At 67.8% G+C, this 26,669-nt stretch carries 28 protein-coding genes; 13 read left to right on the top strand and 15 right to left on the bottom strand.

All coding sequences use genetic code 11. The annotated features are described in order from the left end of the window. Positions 1-331: 331 nt before the first annotated feature. The 4 genes from A3CU_RS0126820 to A3CU_RS0126805 form a co-directional block, all read right to left on the bottom strand. A complete protein-coding gene (locus A3CU_RS0126820; protein WP_027944906.1) occupies positions 332-694 on the bottom strand; it encodes a hypothetical protein in 363 nt (120 codons plus the stop codon). Between the two features lie 102 nt (positions 695-796). After that, positions 797-1,663 (bottom strand): DODA-type extradiol aromatic ring-opening family dioxygenase, encoded by an 867-nt coding sequence (locus A3CU_RS0126815; protein WP_027944905.1) that lies wholly within the window; start codon positions 1,661-1,663, stop codon positions 797-799. After that, positions 1,663-2,472, bottom strand: a complete 810-nt coding sequence (locus A3CU_RS0126810; RefSeq protein WP_027944904.1) for a citryl-CoA lyase — start codon at positions 2,470-2,472, stop codon at positions 1,663-1,665. Before A3CU_RS0126810 ends, A3CU_RS0126815 begins: the two co-directional genes overlap by 1 nt. Beyond that, on the bottom strand, positions 2,465-3,649 hold the full coding sequence (locus A3CU_RS0126805) for a CaiB/BaiF CoA transferase family protein (RefSeq protein WP_027944903.1): 1,185 nt from the start codon (positions 3,647-3,649) through the stop codon (positions 2,465-2,467). Before A3CU_RS0126805 ends, A3CU_RS0126810 begins: the two co-directional genes overlap by 8 nt. A 179-nt stretch (positions 3,650-3,828) precedes the next feature. On the opposite strand from A3CU_RS0126805, the gene A3CU_RS0126800 reads away from it, so the two are divergent. Continuing rightward, positions 3,829-4,638, top strand: coding sequence for an IclR family transcriptional regulator domain-containing protein (locus A3CU_RS0126800; RefSeq protein ID WP_027944902.1), 810 nt, complete (start codon positions 3,829-3,831; stop codon positions 4,636-4,638). Between the two features lie 349 nt (positions 4,639-4,987). Here the strand turns inward: A3CU_RS0126800 and A3CU_RS46750 are convergent, their stop codons facing one another. Next, complete coding sequence (locus tag A3CU_RS46750; protein WP_245617357.1) at positions 4,988-5,941, bottom strand: NADP-dependent oxidoreductase; 954 nt, start codon at positions 5,939-5,941, stop codon at positions 4,988-4,990. Positions 5,942-6,011: 70 nt separating this feature from the next. Here A3CU_RS46750 and A3CU_RS0126790 point away from each other — a divergent pair, with 70 nt between their 5' ends. Beyond that, positions 6,012-6,617, top strand: coding sequence for a TetR/AcrR family transcriptional regulator (locus A3CU_RS0126790; protein ID WP_027944901.1), 606 nt, complete (start codon positions 6,012-6,014; stop codon positions 6,615-6,617). A 164-nt stretch (positions 6,618-6,781) separates the two neighbouring features. Here the strand turns inward: A3CU_RS0126790 and A3CU_RS52755 are convergent, their stop codons facing one another. Beyond that, positions 6,782-6,949 (bottom strand): hypothetical protein, encoded by a 168-nt coding sequence (locus A3CU_RS52755; RefSeq protein WP_156960565.1) that lies wholly within the window; start codon positions 6,947-6,949, stop codon positions 6,782-6,784. A 92-nt stretch (positions 6,950-7,041) separates the two neighbouring features. On the opposite strand from A3CU_RS52755, the gene A3CU_RS0126780 reads away from it, so the two are divergent. Then, on the top strand, positions 7,042-7,383 hold the full coding sequence (locus A3CU_RS0126780) for a GNAT family N-acetyltransferase (protein WP_043842655.1): 342 nt from the start codon (positions 7,042-7,044) through the stop codon (positions 7,381-7,383). A gap of 25 nt (positions 7,384-7,408) precedes the next feature. On the opposite strand, the gene A3CU_RS0126775 is transcribed toward A3CU_RS0126780, so the two are convergent. Next, a complete protein-coding gene (locus A3CU_RS0126775) occupies positions 7,409-8,269 on the bottom strand; it encodes an aldo/keto reductase (protein WP_027944899.1) in 861 nt (286 codons plus the stop codon). 187 nt (positions 8,270-8,456) lie between these two features. On the opposite strand from A3CU_RS0126775, the gene A3CU_RS0126770 reads away from it, so the two are divergent. Beyond that, a complete protein-coding gene (locus A3CU_RS0126770) occupies positions 8,457-9,980 on the top strand; it encodes an MDR family MFS transporter (protein ID WP_052372218.1) in 1,524 nt (507 codons plus the stop codon). On the opposite strand, the gene A3CU_RS0126765 is transcribed toward A3CU_RS0126770, so the two are convergent. Both A3CU_RS0126765 and A3CU_RS46745 read right to left on the bottom strand, forming a co-directional pair. Then, positions 9,882-10,772, bottom strand: a complete 891-nt coding sequence (locus tag A3CU_RS0126765; RefSeq protein ID WP_027944897.1) for a DUF1295 domain-containing protein — start codon at positions 10,770-10,772, stop codon at positions 9,882-9,884. The two genes, A3CU_RS0126770 and A3CU_RS0126765, sit on opposite strands and share 99 nt — an antisense overlap. A 116-nt stretch (positions 10,773-10,888) precedes the next feature. Continuing rightward, entirely contained in the window at positions 10,889-12,568 is a 1,680-nt protein-coding gene (locus A3CU_RS46745; RefSeq protein WP_245617358.1) for an MFS transporter, read from the bottom strand. A 492-nt stretch (positions 12,569-13,060) separates the two neighbouring features. Between A3CU_RS46745 and A3CU_RS52750 the strand changes: the two genes are divergently transcribed. From A3CU_RS52750 to A3CU_RS46735, 3 genes are read left to right on the top strand one after another with little or no spacing between them, the layout of a single operon-like run. Further along, a complete protein-coding gene (locus tag A3CU_RS52750; protein ID WP_156960564.1) occupies positions 13,061-13,462 on the top strand; it encodes a hypothetical protein in 402 nt (133 codons plus the stop codon). A gap of 31 nt (positions 13,463-13,493) precedes the next feature. Next, positions 13,494-15,926, top strand: a complete 2,433-nt coding sequence (locus A3CU_RS46740; protein WP_052372216.1) for a glycosyltransferase — start codon at positions 13,494-13,496, stop codon at positions 15,924-15,926. Between the two features lie 23 nt (positions 15,927-15,949). Then, positions 15,950-16,873 carry a glycosyltransferase family 2 protein gene (locus A3CU_RS46735; RefSeq protein WP_084143791.1) on the top strand — a complete coding sequence of 308 codons (924 nt, stop codon included), beginning with the start codon at positions 15,950-15,952 and terminating at the stop codon, positions 16,871-16,873. A gap of 522 nt (positions 16,874-17,395) precedes the next feature. Here A3CU_RS46735 and A3CU_RS0126740 read toward each other — a convergent pair. Then, entirely contained in the window at positions 17,396-18,226 is an 831-nt protein-coding gene (locus A3CU_RS0126740) for an alpha/beta fold hydrolase (RefSeq protein WP_063628893.1), read from the bottom strand. A 434-nt stretch (positions 18,227-18,660) separates the two neighbouring features. Here A3CU_RS0126740 and A3CU_RS0126735 point away from each other — a divergent pair, with 434 nt between their 5' ends. Then, positions 18,661-19,425 carry an acetate uptake transporter gene (locus A3CU_RS0126735; protein ID WP_052372215.1) on the top strand — a complete coding sequence of 255 codons (765 nt, stop codon included), beginning with the start codon at positions 18,661-18,663 and terminating at the stop codon, positions 19,423-19,425. 7 nt (positions 19,426-19,432) lie between these two features. Here A3CU_RS0126735 and A3CU_RS0126730 read toward each other — a convergent pair whose 3' ends face one another. Next, positions 19,433-19,681 carry a hypothetical protein gene (locus tag A3CU_RS0126730; protein WP_156960562.1) on the bottom strand — a complete coding sequence of 83 codons (249 nt, stop codon included), beginning with the start codon at positions 19,679-19,681 and terminating at the stop codon, positions 19,433-19,435. A 143-nt stretch (positions 19,682-19,824) separates the two neighbouring features. On the opposite strand from A3CU_RS0126730, the gene A3CU_RS0126725 reads away from it, so the two are divergent. Further along, positions 19,825-20,070, top strand: a complete 246-nt coding sequence (locus A3CU_RS0126725; protein WP_052372225.1) for a hypothetical protein — start codon at positions 19,825-19,827, stop codon at positions 20,068-20,070. Positions 20,071-20,113: 43 nt separating this feature from the next. Here the strand turns inward: A3CU_RS0126725 and A3CU_RS0126720 are convergent, their stop codons facing one another. After that, entirely contained in the window at positions 20,114-20,512 is a 399-nt protein-coding gene (locus A3CU_RS0126720) for a hypothetical protein (protein WP_027944891.1), read from the bottom strand. Positions 20,513-21,046: 534 nt separating this feature from the next. On the opposite strand from A3CU_RS0126720, the gene A3CU_RS52745 reads away from it, so the two are divergent. Together A3CU_RS52745 and A3CU_RS46730 are read left to right on the top strand one after the other, a co-directional pair. Then, entirely contained in the window at positions 21,047-21,766 is a 720-nt protein-coding gene (locus tag A3CU_RS52745) for a hypothetical protein (protein WP_156960561.1), read from the top strand. A 38-nt stretch (positions 21,767-21,804) separates the two neighbouring features. Next, positions 21,805-22,440, top strand: a complete 636-nt coding sequence (locus tag A3CU_RS46730; RefSeq protein ID WP_245617356.1) for a class F sortase — start codon at positions 21,805-21,807, stop codon at positions 22,438-22,440. A 14-nt stretch (positions 22,441-22,454) separates the two neighbouring features. Here A3CU_RS46730 and lepB read toward each other — a convergent pair whose 3' ends face one another. Beyond that, on the bottom strand, positions 22,455-23,252 hold the full coding sequence (gene lepB / locus A3CU_RS46725; protein WP_084143789.1) for a signal peptidase I: 798 nt from the start codon (positions 23,250-23,252) through the stop codon (positions 22,455-22,457). A 73-nt stretch (positions 23,253-23,325) separates the two neighbouring features. Here lepB and A3CU_RS0126695 point away from each other — a divergent pair, with 73 nt between their 5' ends. Together A3CU_RS0126695 and A3CU_RS0126690 are read left to right on the top strand one after the other, a co-directional pair. Beyond that, a complete protein-coding gene (locus tag A3CU_RS0126695) occupies positions 23,326-24,069 on the top strand; it encodes a dienelactone hydrolase family protein (RefSeq protein WP_027944889.1) in 744 nt (247 codons plus the stop codon). Between the two features lie 259 nt (positions 24,070-24,328). After that, the gene (locus A3CU_RS0126690) at positions 24,329-24,523 is read left to right on the top strand and encodes a hypothetical protein (RefSeq protein WP_027944888.1); all 195 of its coding nucleotides are present in this window, start codon (positions 24,329-24,331) and stop codon (positions 24,521-24,523) included. 53 nt (positions 24,524-24,576) lie between these two features. Here A3CU_RS0126690 and A3CU_RS0126685 read toward each other — a convergent pair whose 3' ends face one another. Beyond that, entirely contained in the window at positions 24,577-25,566 is a 990-nt protein-coding gene (locus tag A3CU_RS0126685; protein ID WP_027944887.1) for an LLM class F420-dependent oxidoreductase, read from the bottom strand. Between the two features lie 75 nt (positions 25,567-25,641). Beyond that, on the bottom strand, positions 25,642-26,634 hold the full coding sequence (locus tag A3CU_RS46720; protein WP_063628892.1) for a DMT family transporter: 993 nt from the start codon (positions 26,632-26,634) through the stop codon (positions 25,642-25,644). Positions 26,635-26,669 lie beyond the last annotated feature (35 nt).

The raw sequence follows: 26,669 nt of genomic DNA, 5'->3' as shown, positions 1-26,669 counted from the left end.
CATCGCCCGACACGCCCGCCGAGTCCACCTCCGACTATCCCGACACGCACCCTGCAACACCCTGATCATCACCGCACACCAACGCCTCACCGCCCTGCCACAACTCGCCTAACCATCACCAACCCGCCCCGACAACCAGCAACACCACCCCGGCAGTGAACACCGGCGGCCACCCCACCGACAACGGGCACCACCAACCTGCCCCAAACCAAACAAACACCCCGAACAACAACCCCACGGACCACCCAGGACCAGCCGACCACCCCATGCAAGATCCGGGCTAGTGAAGGTGCGCATTCAAACGACCGCCGTATAGGTCGTTATACAGCAATCAGGTGGAGATGTCGGGATAAGGCAGCTTGATGTGTGACAGCTTGCGCGCGTATTCCAACTGAAAACCGAGCGGCTCGTGGTAGTCCCGCTCGAACATCCCGATGAACAACGTCAACGTGAGGAACGGGTGGGCGCCGAGTTCGAACAGCTTCACGTAGTCGTGCGCCCTGAGCGCCTCACGCTCGGTGTCCTCGAAACGCAACCAAGTGCTGGACTCCTGGCCGACGCAGTTCAGAATCCGGTTGGCCTGGGTCTCCTCCCACCACGCGACCGTGCCCGATGGGTCCTCCCGGTAGCGCTCGACCAGATCCGGATCGCGGTCGATGGTGTAGAGGAACTTGTTCATCAGGTACTTGCTCACCGTTCCTCCTGTATTCAAGCGGAAAACCCGCCACGCGAGTCCTCTGTGCTTTTGTGAGACACCCGCACCCGGTCGGTCCGCATGACCGGGGCTCCGCCATCGTCAGTCACGCGGCCCTCCGTTCGGATACCAGGTGAAATACGCCTCCATGGTGTGGAACAGGTCGTAGGTGTCGACGTAGTCGGCCTTCCGCCCCTCCCCCGCGACGCCCATCATCAGCATGAAGTCCATGAAGCCGTGCGTGGCATTTCCGGGCAGATGCAGGCTTTCCAGGGTGACCTCGCCGAGACATTCCTCGATGTCCCCACCGGCGATCCAGCCCACCGCCTTGCGGTCGAACTCCGGATCCGGCCCGTGCGGCCCGAACTGCCGTGGCCCGCCCAGCTCCAGCGACAGATGCCCGGTCCCGATGATCGCGACCCGCTGGTCTGACGGCCACGACTCCACGAGCTGCCGGATCGTCTGTCCCAATTGGACGAACCGCTTCGGTTGCGGCAGCGGGGGCGCGAAAATGTTGGTGTAGACCGGCACGATCGGCAGGTCGTTGTCCGGGCGGAGGGTGATGATCGGGCAGGTGATCGAGTGGTCGATCCGCAGCTCGTTGGAGAACGCGAGGTCGAACCCGGCGTCCAGGCCCTCCCGCAGCACGTAGGCCGACAGGTCCTCCTGGCCCTTCAGCACCATCCTCGGCAGGCCGAACTCGCGCTCCTCGTTGTAGAAGTTCGCATCGTAATGCGGGGCCTTGCCGACCAGGAACTGCGGCATGTTGTCCAGCCACAGCTGGTGGAAGTGATCCGAGCCGACCATCACCAGCACGTCCGGGCGTGCCCGGGTCAGCGTCTCGCGGAACGCCTCCACCTTGCGTACCCACTCGTCGGCGAACGGCGGGCGGTCCTCGCCCGTGGCCGTGCTGGCCCGGTAGTAGAACGGATGGTGGGTAGACGCGATCACCGCGACCAGTTCGGCCATCAGTCCCTCCTGTGGGGATAGGGATCGGGTTCCACCGGACGGTTGTTGAGGTCGACCGACAGGAAGATCTCGTTGCCGACCGGGTGGCGCAGCTCCTCGGCGAGCTGCCCGATCAGCCCGGCGGTGCGGGCCAGCAAGGCGACGGCGCGCAGGAGTTCCAGCGGTAGCCCGAGATCGGCCAGTGCCGCGCCGCACACCCCCGCGCCGTTGAGGGGTAGCGTCTTGCCGAGCACCGCGGGATGCACGCGGCCGATCGCCGCGAACAACGCCAGGTGCGGGCCGAACAGGTTCTCCTCGGCCGCGATTCGCATGAGCCGCGGGGTACGCGGGTCGCCCTCCTTGTGGACGTGGTGACCGAGGCCGGGCACGAACTTCCCGTCCTGCCGCGCTTTCCGCACAATGGCCAGCGCGAGCTCGTCCCACCCGGCGTCGTCCGCTGGAAGCGCACCGTCCACACCGGACAGCGCGTCGTGCAGGAACCTGCCGCAGTCCTCGGTCACGCCGAGAAAACGCGAGCCGCCGCCGAGCAGCCCGGCCGCGAGCGCGCCCTGGATCGAGTCCGGCGCCGACAGGTAGGTCAACCGGGTCACGATCGCCGTCGGCGTGAACCCGTGATCGGCCAGCGCGGCAAGCACCGCCTCGAACACCCGCACCTCGCCCGGTTCGGGGCGGCGCTGGGTGGCCAGCCAGAACGCCAGCTCGCCGAAGGAGACCTTGCCCATCACGTCCTCGGCGAGATCCCGGCCGAGCAGCGTGATCGTCTTCAGCGAGGACGCGCCCAGCGCGGTCGGGTACTCGTGGTCAGCCACGGTTTCCCTCCTCCGGCGAGGTGAGCCACCTTCGCAGTTCCTCGCCGTGCTCGTCCAACTCCGGCGGGGGCAGCCGGTAGCCCACCGGAGTCTCGGAGAACCGGATCGGATGTCGCGTCGTGGGCACCGCCCGCTCACCCTCCCCGACCACGACGACCGGGTCGAGACCGAACCGTTCGGCCATCGCGAACCCACCGTCGATGGTGTTGATCGGACCGCTCGGCACGCCGGCTTCGACGAGCAGGTCGAACCATTCCAGCGCGCTCCGCTTCCTGAGCCGATCGACCAGGATCGGGCGCAGCTCCTCGCGATTGGCGGTTCGATCGACGTTGCGCGCGAACCGGGGATCGTCGGCGACCTCGGGAATGCCGAGCACCTGGCAGAGCTTGCGGAACTGGCCGTCATTGGCGGCGGCGACGATCAGGTCGTTGTCCGCGGTGGGCAACGGCTCATAGGGGAACACGCTCGGATGCGCGTTGCCCATCCGGTATGGCACCGTCCCGCCCGCGACATAAGCCGAACTGTGGTTGACCAGACCGGTAAGCGCCGACGACAGCAGGTTCACCTCGACCAGCTGACCGGCTCCGGTCGCGTCCCGGTGCCGCAGCGCGGCCAGGATGCCGATGGCGGCGTGGTTTCCGGCCATGACGTCGAACACGGAGATTCCGGCCCGGTAAGGCGGAGAGTCCGCATCGCCGGTGAGGCTCATCAGCCCCGACATCGCCTGCACCATCAGGTCGTAGCCGGGCACGTGGCGGCCCGGCCCGGAGCCGAAACCGGTGATCGAGGTGTAGACGATGCCGGGGTTGGCCGCGCGCACGGACTCGAAGTCCAGCCCGAACCCGGCCAGCCCGCCCGGCTTGAAGTTCTCGATCAGCACGTCCGCGCGGCGCGCGAGCTCACGGGCCACCCCGGCGTCCGCGGAGTCCCGCAGATCCAGCGCGATCGATCGCTTGCCCCGGTTGATACCCAGGTAGTAGGTCGAGACACCGTCCCGTACCGGGGGCATCCAGGTCCGCGTGTCGTCCCCGCGCGGCCCCTCCACCTTGATCACCTCGGCGCCCATGTCGGCCAGCAACATGGTGGCGTACGGCCCGGCCAGGATCCGGGAGAAGTCGGCGATCAGCACGCCCGCCAGTGGGCCCCGGTGCTCACCGTGATCGCCGCGCCCCGGCATGCCGCCACCTCTCTGTCCGTACAGCGGACACTTGTCCGTGTATGCTCGGATTATCCGCACAGCGACCGAGGACGGTCAAGGAACGGCTCGGCAACATCGGCGGTTACAGTGACGGACGGCCATCCGGCAGGCAATCATCCCCCGTCCGCCGGCCGTCTTCGGGTGGAAGGACCTTCAGCATGCGCCGGGAGACCGGCCCGGACTTCATCGAGGCGCTCGCCCGCGGCCTCGACGTGCTTCGTGGCTTCCAGCCGGGCAGGCCGCACATGACGCTCAGCGAAGTCGCCTCCCACGCGGAGCTGGCGCGGCCGACCGCGCGCCGCATCCTGCTCACCCTGCAGGAACTCGGCTACGTACGCAGCGACGAGTCGGGATTCTCGCTCACGCCACGGGTGCTCGAACTCGGCATGGCCTACATCGGTTCGCGGAACCTGTGGGACCTCGCTGAGCCCCACCTGCGCCAGCTCGTCGCCCGCACTCACGAATCGTGCTCCATCGCGCAGCTCGATGGCTCCGACATCGTCTACGTCGCGCGCGTCGCCGTGCCCAAGCTGGTAACACTCGCGGTGACCATCGGGACCCGCTTTCCGGCGCCGCAGACCTCACTCGGCAAGGTCCTGCTCGCCGCGCTCGACCACGACGAACTGGACCGGGTACTCGCCACCCCGAGCCGGTCCGGGATCACGCCCCGGTGGAACCCGGAGCGCGACGAGCTCGATGAGGTGCTGCGCGACGTGCGGGCCCAGGGCTGGACGGTCACCGACCAGGACCTCGCACTGGGCATCCGGTCGGTGGCCACCGGCATCCGTGACGGGCAGGGCCGCACGGTCGCGGCGGTGAACGTCAACGCGCACGCCGCCGAAACCTCCGTCGAGCACCTGATCGAGCACCACCTGCCGCACCTGCTGCGCACGGCCGGCGCGATCGGCGCCGACTGGGCCGCCTGGCAGGCGCGGCCCATCGACACGGTCACCGTCCCCACCTCCTGAGCCATCGCCTGTGTGGTCGTCAGTTCCAGTAGCCGCGCTCGGGAAGGGCGAGCGCCTCGCTCTGAAAGACAGCAGCACGCCACCCTCTTCGTTGAGCTCCCCCGGGATGTAAGTCCCAGCCAATGATCTCGCCATCGCGAGCGATGCTGCCCTGGTTGCGTCACCTCGAAGAAGGGTTCCTCAGGGCCACCACCCGCTGGGTCCGCGCTCACCCTCGCCCACGAGATCAAGCAGACCGTCTTACGTCAGCAGGTTATTCTCACCGTTCACGAGGGGAAACGCCTCGCCCGCAACGCCGCCGAGTACCCTCGCGACCACCACCGGCCATTTCTCGGCGCCGGTACCGCCATCAGTCCCAAGGATGCGCGTCGTCCTCAATTTTCTGTTCGAGGACGACGCCGGCCGGCTTTCCGACGACCAGGACCCGGCGTCCGCGCGTGTGACCGGCCTGGCTGTCGATGTGCGCCGCCGCGGCGTCGGCGAGCGGGTATGACTTCTCGACCGGGATGTGGAGCTTTCCCCGCGAGATGAGGCCGACGGCCTCGGCGAGCGCTTCCGGCATGCTCCCGGCCACGCCGGAGAATCGGACGCCGAACTCCGGCGCACCGAGATCGGCGATGGAGATCACCTTCCGCGGATCCCCGGTCAGCTCGACGAGCTCGCGGATCACGCCCGAGCCGGCCAGATCGAGAGCCGCGTCGACCTGGCCGAGCTGCCGCACCCGCTCGACCCAGCCGTTGCCGTATGTCGTGGCGAGGGCCCCCAGGCTGCGCAGATAGTCCTGGTTCGCGGCCCCAGCCGTGCCGATTACCGTGATGCCGCGGTCGCCGGCGATCTGCAGCACCGCCGATCCGACTCCCCCGGACGCACCGCTGACCAGCAGCGTCTGCCCGGACCGCACACCGACCTCGCGGATGATGCGCAGCGCGGTCTCCACGACGGAGGGGTAGCCGGCCGCCTCTTCGAACGTCAGGCCCTGGGGCATACGGGCCCAGGCCGATAGCACGGCAAACTCGGCATAGGTGCTCGAGCCTTCGCCGAACACGTGGTCGCCGACCTCGACTCCTTCGACGCCCTCGCCGACCTCGTCCACCACCCCGGCGGCGTCCAGCCCGACTCCGGAGGGCAACTCGATCGGATGGGCCCCGAGGATCTGGCCTTCGCGGATCCTCCAGTCGACAGGGTTCACGCCCGCCGCCCGCACAGCGATGCGTATTTGACCGGGGCCCGGGTGTGGCTCCTCGGCATCTATGAGTTGCAGAACGTCCGGACCGCCGAACTCGGCGAAGCTCACTCTCTTCATGTCGGCCACCGTAGCACTAACGGTTAGTCTTTTAAAACCGTTACGGGTTTGTATCTGGTAGCGTGAGATCATGACCGTGCCGACCGGACGCCGTGAGCGCAAGAAGGCCGCGACCCGCCAGAAGATCGCCGACACCGCCCTGCGGCTCTTTCTGGAACACGGGTATGACGCGGTGGGCATCCGTGACGTGGCCGCCGAGGCCGACGTGGCCGTCACCACGCTCTTCTCTCACTTCGCCTCGAAAGAGGCCCTGGTGTTCGAGCAAGACGAAGACTTCGAGCAACGCCTCACGCAGGCGGTCACCGGCCGGGCAGCGAACGAACCGCTCATCCCAGCCCTGCGCCGCGAGGTCCAGGCCCTCGTGCGACATTGCACGGCGGAGGGCGCCGCCCACATCTGGCACATGATCGACGAATCGCCTGCCCTGCGGCAGTACGAGGAGTCGATGAGGCTGCGCCACGCGGAGTCGCTGGCAACGGCCATCGCCGCCGATCCCGACCTGACACAGAGCACAACGGCCTGCCGGACGATCGCGAGGTTCGTGATCGACGCCTATTCGCTGGCCCGGGAGGCGGCCGATCCGGAGACCGTGCTCGACGAGATCTTCCGGATGATCGAGGCAGCCTGGGCCGTCACCTGCCCCTCCGGAAACTCCACCGGCACGCCCGGCCCGTAGTCAGGACTTGGCCGCTTTGCACAGCCGGCCCAGCCACATCACCGACGCAAACGGATTTGCACCAGGCCTGAACAGAAGGCCTGGGCTCGGCGCTAATGGCTGTACCCCGCCAGGATCCTCAAACCTTGTGACCAGCTACGACGCTCTACTTTGCACCGGATCGTTCATTCGGGAGCAGCAGGCCGACACCCAACCGGCTCCTCCCACTGGAGCGAGACGCCACGGCCGTCTTCAGCAGTTGGGTCGGCGCCCTGTTCCGGCCGCACCCACACCTTGTCGAGGTTTTCCCAGTCGTACCAGCCGAAGCCGATCCAGCCCTCGTTGTCGACCATGGCGGCCAGTATGGCGTGGCGAATCCGGCGGAATGTTTCGCCGCACGAAGCAGTTGAGTCCCGGCGGTGGCGACGACGAGAGGATGGCGACCATGCCTGGTGCTTCGAGCTCAGCCGGTTCGGTGCGGCGAAACGACGAAGCGAACCGCTACGAACTGACCGTCGACGGCCGGTTCGTGGGCCTCGCCGCCTATCTCGACCGGGACGGGCAGCGGGTGTTCTACCACACGGAGATCGAGAAATCCTTCCAGGGGCGCGGCCTCGGTTCGGCGCTCGTCGGCGCCGCCTTGGCCGACACCCGCGAAGACGGCAAGCGCGTGGTTGGGGCATGCTCGCTCGTCGCGCATTACCTGGACAAGCAACCCGAGTTCAGCGACATCGCCGACCCGGTCGGGCCGGACATCATGCGGTGGCTCGACAACGCCCTGGGCTGAACCACGACGTGCGGTGGCCCGGCGGTCAGGACGCGTCGAGGCGCGCCAGTTCCCCCGCCGACAGCGTCAGCTCGGCGGCCGCCGCCGAGTCACGGATCGTCTCCGGTCGAGTGGATCCGGGAATGGGGATGACGGCGGGTCCCTTGGCCAGCAACCACGCGAGGCAGACCCGCTGCGGACTCACCTCGTGCGCCCGCGCGATCTCGGCGAACGCGGCGAATCGCGTCCCCAGCACGCCGGCGACCGAGCGCCCGCCGAGCGGGCTCCAAGGCAGGAACGCGATCCCGAGCTCCGCGCACAGCCGGAGCGCCGCTTCACTGTCGCGAACCGCCGGCGAGAACTGATTCTGCACGCTGGCCAGCCGGCCGCCGAGGATCTCGTTCGCCTGCCGGATCTGCTCCGGGCTCACGTTCGAGATCCCCGCCATCCGGATCTTGCCCGCGTCCAGCAGGTCCCGTAGTGCGCCGATCGAATCGGCGAAGGGAACTTTCGGGTCCGGCCGGTGGAACTGATACAAGCCGATGGCGTCCACACCGAGTCGTTTGAGCGAAGCGTCGCAGGCTTGCTCGAGATAGGCGGGCGAGCCGTTGACCGTCCACGACCCGTCTCCCGGGCGCAGGTGCCCGCCCTTCGTAGCGATCAACACACCTGTGGTGTCGCCACCGTAGCCGGCAAGGGCACGGGCGATCAGCGACTCGTTGTGGCCGACCTCGCCGGCGTAGGAGTGATAGGCGTCCGCGGTGTCGACCAGGGTCACGCCGGCATCCAGCGCGGCGTGGATGGTCGCGATCGAACGCGCCTCGTCCGGCCTGCCCTCGATCGACATCGGCATGGCACCGAGCCCGATCGCGCTGACCTCAGCATCGCCGATACGGCGAGTCCGCATGGTGGTCCCTTCCATGGCTGCTAGCGGGGGCACCACCAGGTTGCGCCGGCGGGATTGCGCTGTCCAACAAAACACTTCGATCGGGTTGACCACGCCGGGTGGATCACAGGACCCGCCCGCGGGGAATGTTTCGCTATGCGAAGGAGTTGAGTCCGGACGGTGATGACCATGGGGAAAGGGGTTGTGCGTGGCGACCACAGTGGCAGGAGTCGGGCTCAGATCGGAACGCGGGCCGGTACTGGCCTCGATCATGCTCAGCACCGGGTTGGTCGCCCTGGACTCGACCATCATCGCGACCGCGGTCCCGTCCATCGTCCGTGACCTCGGCGGTTTTTCCCAGTTCCCGTGGCTGTTCTCGATTTACCTGCTCACCCAGGCCGTCACCGTACCGCTGTACGGCAGGCTCGCCGACTCGCTCGGCCGCAAACCGTTGCTGTACTTCGGAATCGCGGTGTTCCTGGCCGGTTCGGTGCTGTGCGGCGCCGCCTGGAGCATGCCGGTGTTGATCATCGCGCGGGCCGTGCAGGGCATCGGCGCCGGCGCGATCCAGCCGATCAGCCTGACCGTCGTCGGCGATCTCTACACGGTCGAGGAACGCGCCCGCGTGCAGGGTTATGTGGCCAGCGTGTGGGGCATTTCCGCGGTGATCGGGCCGGCCGTGGGCGGGCTGTTCTCCGAGTTCCTGTCCTGGCGCCTGATCTTCTTCGTCAACCTGCCGCTCGGCGCCGTCGCCGCCCTGATGCTGGCGCGCCACTTCACCGAGCGGGTCCGGACCGTCCGCCGGTCGCGGCGCCTGGACTACGCGGGTGCCGCGACGCTGACCGCCGGGTTCTCGCTGATCATCCTGGGCCTGCTGGAGGGCGGCGTCGCCTGGCCGTGGCTGTCCACGCCCACCCTGGTGATCTTGCCGCTGGGGGTGGCGATGCTGGTCGCGTTCGTGTTCGTCGAACGCCGCGCGGCCGAACCGGTGCTACCGCTGTGGGTGTTCGGCCGGCGCGTGCTCACCGGTGGGAACCTGATCGCGGTCGTCGTCGGGGCCCTGACCATCGGGCTCAACTCGTACCTCCCGACCTATGTGGAGGGTGTGCTGGGCACCACCGCGGTGGTCGCCGGGTCCGCACTCGCCGCCCAGACCATCGGCTGGCCGCTCGCCGCGACCGTGGCCGGCCGGATCTACCTTCGCATCGGGTTCCGCGACACGGCACTCATCGGCTGGGTGTTCGTCATCGCCGGCTCCGCGCTCGCCGCGATCCTGCTCGGCGAGAACACGCCGGTGCTCGTCGCCGCGGCCGCGGCGTTCGTCATCGGGGTCGGGCTCGGCCTGTCCGCGAGCCCGACGCTCGTCGCCGCGCAATCCGTCGTCGGCTGGGAACAACGCGGGGTGGTCACCGGCGCCAACATGTTCAGCCGCTCGCTGGGCAGCGCCTTCGGCGCCGCGCTGTTCGGTGCGATCGCGAACGGCACGCTGGCCACCCGGTTCGCGAACCCGCCGGCCGGGATCGCCGCGCAGCTTCCGCAGAACGAGGACGCCACCAGCCTGGTCATGGGCGGGCGCGCCAGTGCGGGGGAACCCGCCGTCACCGGCTACATCCGTGACTCGCTGCAGGCCGCGTCACATCACGTCTTCATGGCCATGGCGGTGCTGGCCCTGCTCGGCGTCGGCGCGTTGCTGATCATGCCGCGCCGCACCGAGCCGATCGCCGCTCGCTGACCGCCGCCACGGAATCATGGCCGGCGTGCTCCGCTGGTAGCCGGCGTACTCCGGATACCGGCCAAGGGTGATGCTTTCGGTGAACCGGGTCGAACCGGCGAACAGCAGAGTCAGCAGCACCGCCCCGGCGACCGTCCACTGCCACGGCGAGCCGGCCGCGATCGCGCCGAAGGCGAACATCGCCCACCACTGTGCCTGTTCGAAGAAGAAGTTCGGATGCCGGGAGTAACGGAAGAGCCCGGTCTGGACGAACCTTCGGCCGGGTTCCCGCCCTGCGGCCAGCTCGCTCTTCTTCCAGGTCTGGAAGTTCCACTGCTGCTGGTCCGCGACCGTCTCACCGGCCAGGAACGCGAGGAACACGATGGTGACCACCGCGTCGGCCGCGCCGTACGACGTCCGGTTCGTCAGCGCGGTGTAGCCGGGAAGCGTGATCAACAGGAGGATCACGTTCTGGTAGAAGGAAATGAAGACCACGTTGAAAACCTGGAACTGCCACGGCCGCATGCGCTCCCGCAGCACCGCCCACCGGTAGTCCTCACCGCCGGGCGCGTAACCACCCTTGCGCGCGAAATTGAAGGTGAGCCGCGCACCCCACAGCGCCGACAGCGCGAACATCGTGTTCAGCCTCGCGTCGGCGAATCCGGCCGCGCCGGCGAAAATCGCGAGGTAGACCACCGGGATGACCGACCAGATGCGGTCCACCCACGAGTATTCCCGGGTCAGGACCGACAGCAGCCAGGTGACCAGCCAGGCTCCGCCGGCCACGAACAGGCACAGCTGAAGCGCTTGCACGCGAACCACTTTAGTAGCGCGCCGGTGAAAAGTGTGTGTCCCCGGTTAAGACGCCCGAATTCCGGGTTCCGGCGTCCGAGTTCCCGGTTGAGGCGTCCGAGTTCCGGGTTCCGGCGCTACTTGCGCGGGGATCGCGGGTGGCTCGGGGTCACGGTGCCGGGCAGTTCCGGGGGCGGGAACCCGGGTTCGGCAGCCACATACCGGTCACCGCGGAACAGGCTGGCCGCCGCGGCGATGACACAGGCCGCGATGGCGAAGGCGAACGCGATGTGCAGGCCCGCCTGGAACGGTCCGGAGATGAGGTCCGGGAAGAACGTGTTGCCGCTCAGCGCGGCCACGTCCGCGGGCGGAAGCTGGGCCATCGCGTCGTCGCCCACCAGGTGCCGTACCGGGTTGTATCCGAGGAACGCGGCGAACAGCACCGACACCGGCGGGCTGCCCGCCACCGCCGTGGCCACCTGGGCCGACACGTGGTGCGCCTCCAGGCCGCTGGCCAGCGTCTGCGGCAGCACGGCGGCCAGCCCGGTGATCATCAGCGTGAAGAAGATGCCGATCGAGAACACCTGCGCCGAATTCTGGAACGTCGAGTTCATCCCGCCGCCCGCGCCCCGGTGATGCACCGGCAGGCTGTTCATCACCGCCGCCCGGTTCGGCGCGGCGAAGGCACCCATCGCGAGCCCGTTGAGCAGGAGGATCGCGGCGAACGCCGGGTACGGGAAGTCGATCGGCAGCAGTTCCAGGAACCCGAACGTCGCGGCGGCGACCAGCATGCCCGCGGTGGCGAACGGCCGCGCGCCGAACCGGTCCGACAGGTATCCCGATACCGGTCCGGCGAGCAGGAACCCGAAGGTGAGCGGCAGCATGTGGATTCCCGCCCACAGCGGGGTCTTCTCGAAGCTGTACCCGTGCAGCGGCAGCCAGATTCCCTGGAGCCAGATGATCAGCATGAACATCAGCCCACCACGGCCGAGCGCGGACAGGAACGTCGACAGCGTCCCGAAGGTGAACGCCCGGATCCGGAACAGCGCGAGCCGGAACATCGGATACCGCACCCGCGTCTCGATCACGCCGAAGGCCACCAGAAGCGCCACACCCGCGGCAAGCGAGGCGATCACCATCGGACTCGTCCAGCCCATCGTGTGGCTGCCGTAGGGCTGGATGGCGTAGGTGATGCCGATCATCACTCCGACGAGGCCGACCGCGAAGGTGACGTTGCCGAACCAGTCGATCGGCTCACCGCTGCGGGTGCTCAGGTCGCGCAGCCGCCGGTAGGCCCAGATCGCGCCGAACACGCCGAAGGGCACCGAAATCAGGAACACCAGCCGCCAGTTGACCGGCCCCAGCAACCCGCCGAGCACCAGCCCGATGAACGACCCGCTGATCCCGGCGACGTTGTTGATGCCCAGCGCGAGCCCTCGCTGGTCGGCCGGGAACGCGTCGGTGAGGATCGCGCCGGAGTTCCCGACCAGGAACGCTCCCCCGATCCCCTGCGCGATGCGCCAGAGCAGCAGCCACATCGCGCCGCCGCGCCCGGTCATCCAGTCGATGGTCAGCATCAGCGAAGCGAAGGTGTAGATGACGAAGCCGAGGTTGTACATCCGCACGCGGCCGAACAGATCGCCGAGCCGCCCGACGCTGACCACGAGCACGCTGCTGGTCACCAGGTACCCGAGGATCATCCACAGGAGGTAGAAGCTGTTCTCGGGCAGCAGCGGGTCGAGGTGGATGCCGCGGAAGATGTCCGGCATCGCGATCAGCATGATCGACGAGTCGATCGTGGCCAGCAGCACGCCCATCGTCGTGTTGGTCAGGGCGACCCATTTGTACCTCTCGCCACGAACGTCCGGGCTCGCTGCGCCCACCCACATCCCTCCCGCCGTACTACACCCACCGGTCAGAACCCGATCTTCATCGATTTCAGCGGATACACTCGGGCCAGGGCAAGTGTTTTCCGTTGCCGCGAACACGTTCAGCGGTCACCGGCGTAAGACCCGCGGTGATCGAACGCGAATTCCGTCACCGCACCGCCTCCGTATCGGACATTCCTCCCATTCCAGATGGAGCGGGAGCGCGACAAACCGGCTCACCGCCTTACCAGAACGATCAACCCGGCCTCCAGGTCTCCACCGAACAGGGAGCGCGCCAGGGTCGGTGTCGCTCGGACGGAGGCTTTCCGCGAGCGGGCGGGGCACTCATCAGGCATCCACGAAATTGAGACGTTCTCCCCGTAGCTTCGGTGCTGCCGCGTTGACGCATATGGCGAAAAGTTATTTTTTCATCACCAGGTCATGCCTGACCTGAATGTGAGACATGGTCACTTCGAGAATGTGGAGATCGTTATGCAGATTGCCAAATCCGCCGCACTCCTCGCCCTGGCGGCGGGAACCGTTGTGCTTGGGTCGGGCAGTGCTGAGGCTGGTGTCTGGTCCGGCGTCGGAGGCGGACCACAGATCAACAATTGCGACAGTTTTTCCCCTGGCACCGCTCGAAACCCCTCCTCGGTGACGTGCCTGAACTTCCAGAAGGCCTTCGGCAGGCGCGGCATGAGCGAGCAGTTGAACGACTGCCACGCCACCTCCCTGGGTAACCTGCTGTTCTTGCCGATCGGCGAGCCCTTCCCTCTCTTCGGGACGAGCCGCCCACCCATCCGGACGAGCTCCACGGTCACCTGCGCCAACATCAGTGGATGACGAGTAGTCGGTACGGTGAAAGCTCGTGGAAATGGCTGAGCAGAGAAGTATTCCGGCACTGATCCACCAGACGTGGCGGGACATGAATGTGCCCGCCCGGTGGCGGAAATGGGTGGATTCCTGGCAACGGCATCATCCGGGGTGGGATTACCGACTGTGGACAGACGCGGACAGCCGCTCCTTTATCGCGGAGCATTATTCGTGGTTTGTCCCGATCTACGACAGCTACCCGGATCCGGTCATGCGCGCCGACGCCATACGGTATTTCCTGCTCGACCATTTCGGCGGCGTGTACGTCGAGTTGGACGTCGAGTGCTTGCGGCCGGTGGGAGAACTGCTCACCGGCCGTGAGCTGGTGCTCGGGTGCGAGCCGTCGGTCCATACCCGCCTGCCGCCGGCACGTCAGCGTGGCCTGGAGCGCATCGTGGGCAACGCCTTCATCGCTTCGAGGCCGGGTCATCCGTTCTGGGCGCACGCGCATCGGGAACTGGTCCGGACCCACCGTCTGCCCAGCTCCTTGGATGCGTCGGGGCCCTTCTTCCTCACACACGCGCTGGAGTGCGCCCCGGATCCCGGCCCGATCGCCTTGGTGGGGCCGGAACTGCTCTATCCCAAGGCAAGCCCGTATGCGAAGGGGCTGTTCGCGCCGCGGGAGCCAAACCTTGACCAGGCATATGCCGTGCACCACGGGGCCGGAAGCTGGGCCGTCGAGGAGTCCTGGGCTTCTCGGCCATCGTCGGACAAGACGGTGCGGTTCTGGTCCAGTCAGGACGAGCGCCCCCTCGCCGATGGGGCCTTCGACCTGGACGACCAGCGCCACCGCTGGGCCCGCGGCGCGCCGGCGCCGTCCGTGTCCTGTCTGATGGTGACGAAGGACCGCCCGTCGCTTGCCCAGCGCGCGATCCGGTGTTTCCTCGCCCAGACCTATCCGAGCAAAGAACTGGTCGTGGTGGACGACGGGCCGAGTGACGCCCTGGAACAGTTCGTTCGTGATCTCGGTGACGAGCGTATTCGTTTCCACCGGCTCCCACCGGCCGGCCAACCGCTTGGTGCACTGCGCAACATCGCGGTGGACCGGGCGAGGGGAACGTACGTGTGTCAATGGGACGACGACGATCTGTACGACCCGGAGCGGATCGAGGTGCAGATGGCCGCGATCCTCGCGCTCGGCGCCCAGGCATGCTTTCTCGCACGGCAGCAACTATGGCGGCCGGCCCGTGGTGAGCTGGCCATCTCCCACGTGCGTGTGTGGGAGGGCACCATGCTCTGCGCGAAGGGTGCGCTCCCGCGTTATCCACCGCAACGCCGGGGCGAAGACACCCCGGTCGCGGCTGGGATCATCAGCAGCGGCCGAGTTGTCTGCGTGGACACGCCGGAACTGTGCACCTATGTGTGCCACGAGAACAACACCTTCGAACCCAGCCATTTCGAGCGCATTTTCGATGTCGCACCCAAGGTGTGGCGCGGCAATGACTATGCCGAGCGGCTCCTTGCGATGGCGGCGCGGCTACCGCTCGCTCCGGCAGACCTTGTCCATGCCGAGACCAGCACTGACGCCGGGACGGATGCGAGCACCGGGATGGACACCGAGTCCTTTCGGTCGCGCCGGGCGAGGTGGGTGATCAGCGAGCCGGCTGGAGCACCCATGCCGGAACGCCCTTCGGTTCTGGTGCTCACACCGGTCAAGGACGCGGCCCGGTTCGTGCCCGGCTATCTGGACAGCCTGCGCGCTCTGGACTACCCGCACGAGGCGATCTCCCTGGGCCTGATCGAGGGTGACAGCCGGGACGACACCTGGGACGTGCTTCAGCGCGCACTGCCCGAACTCGAGCAGCAGTACCGCCGCGTCACGCTCGTGCGCCACCATGCCGGGGTTCGCCTGCCCGGACAGCGCTGGGAGCCCGGCGTCCAACGAGAACGCCGCTCCGCGCTGGCCAGGGTCCGCAACCACCTGCTCTCCAGCGCCCTCACCGATGAGCAGTGGGTGCTGTGGATCGACGTCGACGTGACCAGCTACCCACCTGATCTGATCCAGCGACTGCTCGCAGCGCGGAAGGACATCGTCGTGCCGCATTGCGTCAGCGAGCCCGACGGGCCTACCTACGACCTCAACACCTTCCTGCTACGGCCGGAAGCCGCCGCCCTGGACTGGGGCCAGTGGGTCCGCGACGGCATCCTGCAACCCCCCAAGGGATTCGGCAGGGCCTACCTTGACGAGCTCAGGGCGCACGAACTCGTCCGCGTCGACTCGGTCGGCGGCACGGTCCTGCTGGTACGGGCGGACTTGCACCGTGCGGGTCTGGTGTTTCCGCCGGTCCCCTACCAGCATCTCGTCGAGACCGAGGGCCTGGCGGCCGTGGCCAAGGACATGGGCACAACCTGCTGGGCCTTGCCGAAACTCGAAGTGGTGCACCCCCACCACTGGTCGCCCTCGCCCAGCGAACCAGCCACACCGGTCGCCTGAACAGGCCATGAGAAGGACCAGAAATGAGCGACAGCCACGAACCCGCAGTCTCGGTGATCATCCCGTGCTACAACTACGGCTGCTACCTTCCCCAGGCGCTGGACAGCGTGCTCACGCAGACATTCGGCGACTGGGAGATCGTCGTCGTCGACGACGGCAGCACGGACGAAACCCCGACAGTGGCCCAGGACTTCATCAACGACCATCCCGGCCAGCGCATCCGGCTGCTCCGCCAGACCAACGCCGGAGTCTCTGCCGCACGCAACGCCGGCATCGCCGCCGCAACCGGCCGCTACATCCTGCCGCTGGACGCGGACGACGTGATCGCCCCCACCATGCTGGAGAAGACGGTCGCCATACTCGACGCCGAGCCGGACATCGCCATCGCCTCCACCGATCTTTACGTCTTCACCGATGGTGACGAATCTCCGCCGCAGGTACTGGCCCTTCCGCCCTACGAGAAGGAACTGCTGCTCCAGCGGCTGATCATGTTCTACTGCTCGCTCTACCGCCGGGAAGCCTGGAAGGTCGTCGGCGGCTACAACGAGCGCATGCGGGCCGGCGAGGACTGGGACTTCTGGATCGGCTGCGCTGAGCGAGGATTCGGTGCTCAGCACATTCCCGAGCCGCTGTTCTGGGCACGTAACAAGGACACCGGCCTCCATGTGGAGGCCGCCGAGAACGATCTCACCGCCCGGGCCCGAATAGTGGCCAACCATCCCACTTCCTTCAAGCCCCTCACTCAGGCATGGGCGCAAGCCCTGCTCCAGGAGGAGCAGGACACCCCTGAGCACGATGCGCGGGTACCCGACGAGATTCTCAGCCGAGCCGGCGAGATGGATCAGTTTCTCCGGGTCGTGATGGACCTGCAGCGTATTGCGCGCCAGCAGCATTACCACATCCGGCGACTGGAACAGGCACTGGCGGAGAAGGCCGGATCAAGATAGGGCGGCCGAATTCGATCAGATCCGCAGTATTACTCGCCCGGCGACGGCTTGAGCGCGCAGTTGATGAACAACGTCCGTAAAGCGTCACGGTGTCGTTCCTAGATCGGCATTTACCGTAAGGACTCGTCAAAGCCCGGACGTGAATGTCCTTCGGAAACGCCGGCGAAGTGAAGCGCCCCACACAGTGAAGATGGGGCAGCTCACCCGAACTGCCCCATCTCTGGAGTTTCTCGACGTAGGCCCCGACCGGCCGTCGATACGCTCCGAGCGAGCGGCGTCCCCGATCAACACCACTCGCACCCCGCGATGTAGGCGCCCCGCGCACCTACACGCACTGCTAGTGTGCCGGGTTCGAGTCACGCCGCGATACGGCTGAAAGTCCCAACGCGCGCGCGACCTAATTCGGTAAATATTGTCCCGCCGAACAGGCCGATGCTTCGCGGAAAAATCACCGTCCACTCGCGAAAAGAATCGATCTCGCGGGCGAGCTTATCGCGGGCCGGCTCGGCTGTTGATGGGGGCTCAGGCGCCGCCGTCGAGGAACGCGAGAATATCGCGGACGACGGCTCGTCGCAGACCGGTATGCCCGGTCCCCGGGTAGATGATCAGCCGGGCGGCGGGGATGCCGGCCGCAGTCCACTCCAGCAGCTGACAGCCGTGGCAGGCGTCCCGCTCTCCCCCGGCGACCAGCGTGGGCGCGGTGATGTCGCCCAGCCTCGACCGCAGGTCGAAGGTGTTTTCGGCGTCCATGGCGGCGAGCAGGTCCGGATCGCCGGGGCCGCAAATCGTCTCGCCCAGCAACCAGCCCACGGCGCGCAGCACGCGGCGGGTCCGCGCGCGGGCACCGAAGACGGTCGTCATCGCGGCGGCAGCCCGCCGGGTCCGGCCCAGCCGCAGCCACCGCGCGGCCTGCCGCCGGGTCCGGCGCCCGGCATCGCCGAGCCGGTAAGCGGCCGAGACGACCACGAGCCGGCGCACCACCTCGGGATGATCGGCAGCCAGCTGCAACGCGACGCTGCCACCGGTGGAAACGCCGAGGACGTCGACCGGGTGACCGAAGCGCAGACGCAATGCGTCGGCGTGGTCACGGGCCAGGTCCGCCATCGTGGCACCCGGCGCGAGACCGCGCTTGCGGTTGATCCACCACACTTCACGGTGCCGCGCCAGCGGCCCGCACTGCCGGACCCTCAACCAGCGCTCGATCCCGCGCGGCGGATGGTGATGCGCGGTCAGGCCGGGCAGCAGCACCAGCGGCGGGCCGGACCCGACCCGCAGATATGGCAGCCCGCTGCTGATGCTGCCCGACTCGTCCGCGCCGGTGGGCAGAAAGGACCGGGTGGGGGCACCGGACATGGCACTCCTTCCTCCCCGGGGGCAGCCCAGCATAACGGCCATGAAGTGACACCGCAGTCCGGAATGGACTTCTTCCGCGCGACAACTCCATTGCACACCAATGCATTGAGTCGCGAAACCGCACGCGCCAACCCAGAGACGGTTGCATGTGGACGGCGGGCCCCCGCTTGTGTTCAAGGTTTCGGGGCTCCGGCTCTGGGCCCACGGTGCGGGACCGAGCCGGGGCCGGGCGGCGGCCGGGCGAGCGGGCAGCAGAACGTCACCGGCATGGCGGCGTCCGAGCGGAGGCCGCCGACCGGTTCCGGCGCCAGAAGTCCCTGTTCACCGGACTCACCGGACCGGATGTCGCGCTCGTCACAGCGCGGTGTCCAGGCGTGATTCGTCCGTTCGCGGGTATCCGATGGTGAAACTCCCTGCGGAGAAGGAGGGTAGCCATGACTGCGAGCATGCCCGTGTCCAGTGGGCAGACCGGAGGGGGTGACGGCGCGGAATACTCATTCTGGCGAGAGCACACCCACATCAACCTGAGCCCGGTAGCCGCCCCGTCGATCCTGGGGCTGTTCGGGTTCGCGGTATCCACCTTCATGGTCGCGGCCAACCTCGCCGGCTGGTTCGGTGACAGCCTGGTGACGCCGGCGATTCTCGCGCCGTTCGCGTTCACCTTCGGTGGTATCGCCCAACTCCTCGCCGCCATGTGGTCTTACCGGGCCAGGGACGCGTTGGCCACCGGTATCCACGGAGCGTGGGGCTCGTTCTGGATCGGCTACGGCATATATCAGGCGTTCATCGCCCTGGGCGGGCTGCCCAGCACGGCGATCAGCCACACCGCCGCGGTCGCGTTCGGATTCTGGTTCATCGGTCTGGCCGCCGTCACGTGGACCGGTTTCGTCGCCTCCCTGGTGGAGAACACCGCCCTGGCGCTGGTGCTGTTCACCCTGGCCGCGGGGTCGACGCTGCTGGCCATCGGCCTGTGCGCCAGCTTCACCGCGCTGGTCGTGATCGCCGCGTACTTCCTCGTCGCCTCGGCCGTATTCGCCTGGTACACCGCCAGTGCCATGGTGCTGGAAGCCACCTACAAGCGGCCCGTCCTCCCTGTCGGCCTGCTGGGTACCAAGGTGGTACATGTGCCAAGTGCCGGCGAACTGCAGCGGTCAATCCAGTTCGAACGCGGCGAGCCCGGCATCAAGGTGGGCCAGTAGATCCGGCTCACCTGACCGGCCAACGCGGGCGGTACCAGCGGAATCCCTGCTCGGCGTAGAGCTCGACGAGCAGCACGCTGGTGCTGGTGATCACCGCGACGCCGCTCGCGGCCGCCGGCGCGGGAAGACCGAACAGGGCGGCGACGATTGTGCCGGCGATCCCGGCCAGTACGACGAAACCGGTCGGGAACAGCACGGTACGGCGCCGCCCTCTTCGCTGGGGACCGGTCGAACCGCGCCCCGAACCACTGTGCACGGCGTCACCTCCTGCCCGACCCGGTCAATACCCAACGGGGATTCCCGCGAAACCCGGGTTTCGCACCTACGGACCCGGCGGCGGCGAATTCGGGCGCGCGATGACCTGGTTCGTCCACATCGGAAAACGACGTAAGGATGGTCATGTCGGATAAGGCTCCGGCCGACGAGCACGTGTGGCGCGTGACGGAGCAACTGGCACACGAATTCGCCGGGATCGTGTCCCGGGCGGATCTGGAGGACGTCGTGCTCTCGGCCAGACGGGACCTGGAAGGACAGGTGGTCCCCGCGGCACTGGACGAGATGTTGCACCGGCTGGCGCATTACCGCCTCACGCGGCTCACCGCGTCGACACCCGGCTCCCCGGTTCAGTCGCCGGCGCGGCCGTGACCGAACCGGCCTCGGCGAACGCGGACCGCGACCGCTTGGCGGGTCATTCGCGACGTTGGTGGTGCGCCTTGCCGGACCTGCGCAGGTGACGACGGCGATCGACCGGCCAGGACGCCTTGCCGCGCACGAATTCGCCGAGCAACCTCATCCCGGCGGCGCCGGCCACCACCCCGCACGCCACCGCCAGGGCAGGCGGTCCGACCAGGGCCGAGGCGAGCGCGCCGCCGAGCGCGGCCAGCACCGCGACGGCGAGGACAACATTTCGCCACCGTGGGGCCGGCCACCGCACCAGCCGTGCCACCAGGCCGGCTGTCAATCGCCGGGGCACGGCCGGCCGCGGCGGTGCGGCGAACAACGTCGCCAGCGTGGCCAGGGTGGGGTCCGCGGAAAGGACGCGGTCGAGCGCGGCCAGGGCGCGCTCTTCACGTGATCGGAAAACCATGGCTGTCGCTCCCGATGTCGATGGGCTGCGAGGTTTCCCGGCCGGCCGGCGCCGGCCGGTAGCGGTTCGGTTGCGCCGATGCGCACCGCATACCCGTAACCGTGACCGGGAAAACTCGAGGCCGCCGTATAGGACGTTATACACTGAGCAACGAACGCGGCGATCACGGTTTCCGAATACTCGCAACGGCGTGCACACTGGGCAAGCACGCTGCGTTGTTCAATGAACAGCATGGATAAAATTGCTTGGGTCAACGGTTTCAACACGATCAATAACGACAATAAATCCGCGCGAAAAGCAGGCGGGTCGACCACACGTGAATCGCCCCGAAGCCACCTCGACCAGCAGTAACACTCCCCTTTTAACCCGGTTGAACACAATTCCGAAAAGTACGGCCAGATACTTGAATAATTTTCTTCTTCATGTTCACCCGGACGCTGTACACCCCATTGTGCGATCGAGTCTGACCGTTATCCGGACGATGAATGATTTCGTTCGCCTGTGACGGGCCAGACACGAGCAAGGGGTTAGAGAATGAAACAACGTCAGATACTTGGTGCGGTCCTCGGCGCGGCGGCTGTCGCGGCGGTGTCCGTCGGCACGGCCGTAGCCACGGCCCAGGCCGCCCCCGCGGGCGCGAGGGTCGGCGTGCACGCTCAGGCACCCGGCAACCTGATCCCGCCGGCCGGCATGCCCGGTCAGGAGGGTCAAGGCGAAGACAACGGGCTGGGCGAGCAGGGCCAGGACGGCGAGCAGGCCCAAGGCCTGGGCGAGCAGGGCCAGTTCCCCCAGGAAGGCATGGGCCAGCAGGGCCAGGACCTGGGCCAGGCCCTGGGGCAGGCGCTGGGCCAGGGCCAGTTCCCCCAGCAGGGCCAGGGCCCGCAACTCCAGCAGGGCCAAGGTCAGGGTCAGCAGGGCCAGGGCCAGCAGGGCCAGGGCCAGCAGGGCCAAGGTCAGCAGGGCCAGGGCCAGCAGGGCCAAGGCCAGCAGGGCCAAGGTCAGCAGGGCCAGGGCCAGCAGGGCCAGGGCCAGCAGGGCCAAGGTCAGCAGGGCCAGGGCCAGCAGGGCCAAGGTCAGCAGGGCCAAGGTCAGCAGGGCCAGGGCCAGCAGGGCCAGGGCAACAACGGCGGCAATAACGGCAACAACGGCAACTACCAGAGCAACTGGCCGACGTCGACCACCACGACGACCGTCCAGCAGGCGGTGCCGTCCGGGCCGGTCGCCGCCGGGGACGGTTCACTCGCGACCAACTGATGACCCGTTCCCTCTCCCGCAGCCACCGAGGCGCGCCGGTGCCGGCGGCACGCCGCCGCTTGTTCGCTCTCGTGCTGGGTTTCTGCATGGTGCTGACCACCTCGATGGGCTGCACCGGCGCCTCGGTGGCCAGCAACTCGCGCTCCACCTCCGGTCCGCCCGCGACCCTCACGGCCGGACCGGAGGCCTCATCCGCGGCCCCGGCGCCCAAGGCGGTGCCCATGTCCCGCTCGATGCCGACCAATGTCCGGATTCCGAAGATCGACGTGCGGTCCAACATCATGCCGCTCGGCCTCAACCACGATGGCACCGTCGAGGTCCCGCCGCTCGCCCAGCCCGAGAAGTCAGGCTGGTACCGCTTCGGCCCGACCCCGGGCGAGACCGGGCCCGCCGTGCTCCTCGCCCATGTCGACGGCTACGGGAAGAAGGGCGCCTTCTACGACCTGAAGAAGCTGGCGCCGGGCGACGAGGTCGACGTCGACCGTAAGGACGGCACGACCGCCCGGTTCCGGATCGTCCGTGTCGACGAGGTGCCCAAGGACCGGTTCCCGACCCAGGCGGTCTACGGCGACACGGACACACCGCAGTTGCGCCTGATCACCTGCGGTGGCAGTTTCGACCGGGCGGCAGGCAGCTACGAAGACAACGTCATCGCCTACGCGAGCCTGTTCTGACCCGGTGGGGCGGGCTAGGGTGCCTGGCCGGTCTGCGGGTTGATGTCACTCACGCCACCCCACCGGCTGGGTGGCAGCACGATGAACCGTGCCTTGCCGATGATGTCGGACACCGGCACGACGCCGTTCGATCCACCGTCGCCCTGGCAACGCGAGTCACACGAGTTGTTGCGGTTGTCGCCCATCACCCACACCGTGCCCGGCGGCACGGTCACCGGAGGGAACGATTGCTGGTGCTGGTTGCCGGGGTCGTCCCAGTACAGGTACGGCTCGGTCAACGGCTTGCCGTCGACCAGTACCCGGTTTTCGCTGTCACAACAGGAAACCGTTTGACCACCCACGGCAATGATCCGCTTGACGAAGTCGCGCTCGTCGGGCGCGCTGAGGCCGAACACCGAGCCGACCTGCTGGAAGAACCACACCACCGGATTCGCGGGCCGTGCCTGCGGTCCTTCCCGGAGCAGCCAGGCCGGCGGGCCCCGGAACACGGTCACGTCACCCGGCGCGGGCTCGGTGAAGTCGAAGACGACCTTGTCGACCAGGATCTTGTCGCCGTAGCACCCGGTGCAGCCGTGCAACGTGGTCTCCATCGACTCCGACGGGATCGAATAGACCCGCGCGACGAAGTTCTGGAACAAGAACGCCAGCCCCAGCGCCACGACGATCAGGACCGGCAACTCCACCCAGAACGACAAGCGTCTCCGCCGCTTCCCGCGGCGCCTTTTCCCGGATCTGCCGGACTCTCCGTGCTCGCCGGGATCAGGACGCTCCGGTTCCGGCGCGCCGGCGTCCGGCGACCCGGGTCCACGCATGGATTCAGGCTATCGGAACCGGAGCAGCCCTGCCCCTGGTCGAAGCCCCGCGCCGGGCCATAGTGTGGTCGGCATGTCAGTGGACATCGAAAACTCCCTGATCACGGTCGACGGGCTCAACGCCTACCTGTCGCGGCCGCCCGGTGGCTCCACGGGCGGGATGCTGCTGCTACCGATGATCGCCGGTATCGGCAAGCAGCTCCGCGAGTTCGCCGACGACATCGCCTCCGCCGGCGTCACCGCGCTGTCCTGGGATCCCTGGCAGGGCCGGCCGGGTGGCGACGAGACCCCGTTCGACGTGCTCAGCCGATGGATGTCCGAACTGGACGATCAATCCTGTTTGCAGGAGATGTCCCGGTTGGCCGACCACCTGTTCGGCGAGCTCGGTTGCGACCGGGTGGGCACGATCGGCTGGTGCATGGGCGGCCGGTTCGCGCTGCTGCTCGCCGGGCGGGACCACCGGCTGGCCAATGTGGTCGCCTACCACCCGACGGTGCCCGGCACCCCCGCGCCGAACCACACGATCGACGCGGTCGGCGCCACGGCCGAGGTCACCGCGCCCGTCATGATGCTGTATCCGAGCGCGGACAACCTGGTCCCCCGGAAAAGCTTCCAGCGCCTGGAAGCCGCGCTCCTCTCCCGTGCGGCCGGGCCGAGCCTGATTCATTTCTATCCCGGCGCCGAGCACGGCTTCTCCGCCCGGAACCGGCACGGCAATCCCGTCAACAAGGCCGCGTACGACCTTTCCTGGCCCCAGGTCATCGCGTTCATCCGGGCGACCACTTTGGCCGGAACACCACGCACGGGTACCGCCTGACGACGCAGCCGGTTTGCGCCCGGAACGCTGGCGAAGTCACTCCGTATCCGGACGACCGGAATTCGGTAGGGATGTCGGTATGTTCGCGGATTCGCCGCCGGCGCCGGCCGGGCAACCTAGAAGAAGCGGCCGACCGCCACGCGCATTCGCGGGGTGCGGCCCCAACCCCAGCCACCAGCACTGCCGGGCCGGGCCCCGACCTCGCTCGGCAGTTCCGGCCGCCAACAACCCGACTACGTCAGAGGCAATGAGCTTTCCCATGAGCCTGACCCGAGAATTCCCCGTCCCGACCTTGCACCGGATGATCGCCGACGCGCTGCAGGATCTCAAGCAGGCGCGCAACCTCGACGACACCAACCGCATGATCCGCGCCGAAATCAGGATGAACACCCTGCTGGAGCAGCTGGGCCGGCGCTCCGCTCCGGGCACCAGCCCGCGGGAGTCCGCGGCCTGACGGCTGGACAGTGTTTCAACGGGCGCGGGTCACCCCGGGCGGAAACCCCCACTCTAGGCGGCCAGGGCCGGCACGACGTCGCGGACGAACAGCTCGATGCCCGAGCGATCGTAGGCGGCCTCGGCGACGTAGAGGATCGCGTAGGTCATGCCCAGGCCCCGCAGTTCGGTCAGCCGCTCGGCGACCTGTTCCGGCGTGCCCACCAGCAGTCCGTTCGCCATGTTCTGATATGCCGCTTCCAGAACGTCGGAGGGCACGTACGGTTCGTAGTGCGCGCGGATCCAGGACAGCCGGTCCTGCACGTCCTTCTCGGTCTCACCGATGACCAGGTTGTAGTTTGCCGAACGCACGATCGCGTCGAAGTCGGTGCCCACGTCCTTGCAGTGCGCCGCCAGCACCTCGGACTTCTGCCGGAACTCGGCCGGCGTGCCCGCGAAGTTGGTGTAGCTCGCGTACCGGGCCGCGATCCGCAACGTCTTCCGCTCGCCGCCACCGGCGATCCACAGCGGAATACCGCCGTCCTGCAGCGGCAACGGCCGCGAGATCGCACCGTTCACCTGGTAGTGCTTGCCGTCCAGGGTGGCCCTGCCCTCGGTCCACAGCTGGCGCATGATCTGCACACCCTCGTCCAACTGGCCGAGCCGCTCCCCCGGCGAGGGAAAGCCGTAGCCATAGGCGCGCCATTCGTGCTCGTACCAGCCGGCGCCGATGCCCATCTCGACCCGGCCGCCGGAGATCACGTCGGTGGTGGCGGCGACCTTCGCGAGATAGGCCGGATTGCGGTAGCCCATGCAGGTGCACATCTGCCCGAGCCGGACCCGGCTGGTCGCGGCCGCGAACGCCGCCATCAGCGTCCATGCCTCGTGTGTGGCTTCGTCGGTGGGCGCCGGGCGGGTGTGGAAGTGGTCGTAGACCCAGATCGACTCGAACGGGCCGTCCTCGGCGAACCGCGCGAGGCCGAGCATGGTGTTCCACTGCTCGGCGGGGTCGATTCCGGCGAGATCCAGCCGCCATCCCTGTGGCACGAACAAACCGAAGCGCATGATCGCGCACTCTAGTGGCCGCACGGGCAAACCCCTCAACAGGCCCTTGCCGCACGTTCCACTGCCATGAACGGCCTACCCGCGCCGGCCGCCGCCCGCGGCCATCCCGGTGCAGGGCTGGGGCGAGGTTTCCCGGCGGCGGCCCCGCCGCCGTCCAAAAAGGACTCGGCCGGTCCGGGTCCCGGCCGCCGGGGTTCGCCGGGAGATCGCGATGCCGATCAGGCAGATCACACCCCCGACGAGACCGAACACGGTCGGGATCTCGTCAAGCGCCAGCCAGGAAATCAGCACCGACACGGCGGGAATCGCGTACGTGGTCACCGTGAGCCGGCCGGCATTCATCCGCCGCAACGCGTAAGCCCATGCCGTGAACCCGAGTGCGGTCGGGCACAGTCCCAGGTACACGGCACCCGTGATCTCACCCGGCGACGCCGCCGCCAACTCCCCGGCCAACTGCGGCGCCCATGGCAGGAGTACCACCGTGCCGATGAGGCAGCCGAGCCAGATGGCGACGAACTCGTTGATACTGCGCAATGCGACCTTCTGGACCAGCACGCCGCCGGCGTAGAGGACGGCGGCGGCAACAGACAGCACGACACCGATCCAGTCGCGGTGGGCGACGCCGCCCAGCGAGATGATCGCGACCCCGGCCAGCGCGACGACCCCGCCGCCGATGAGCGCCCGGGGATAGCCTTCGCCGAGGAACATCCCGGCGCCGAAGGCGACCAGCAGCGGCGCGATGTTCACCAGTAGTGCCGTCGTGCCCGCGTCCACGTGCTGCTCGGCGGCGTTGATGGCGATCGTGTACGCCACGAGCCACACCACGGCGTAGATCACCACCAGCAGCAGCGACTTGCGGGAGAGCCGGACCGCGCCGCGGTGCCTGGCCACCACCGGCACGGTGAGCGCGACGCCCGCGACTGCCAGTCGCAGCAGTGTCATCGGCGCGGGCGAGATCGCATGCCCTACGTCGCGGATCACGACGAAAGCGGAAGCCCAAGCCAGGACCGCGATCACGACCGCGGCCACCGTTTTCCCCGAGGCACGGGTGGTGAGTTCTTCGGACACGGCCTCATCTTGACCACGCCGACCACACAGCACAA

The sequence above is a fragment of the Amycolatopsis taiwanensis DSM 45107 genome (assembly GCF_000519205.1).
Taxonomy (GTDB): domain Bacteria; phylum Actinomycetota; class Actinomycetes; order Mycobacteriales; family Pseudonocardiaceae; genus Amycolatopsis_E; species Amycolatopsis_E taiwanensis.
This window is presented reverse-complemented; position numbering and strand designations above follow the sequence as displayed.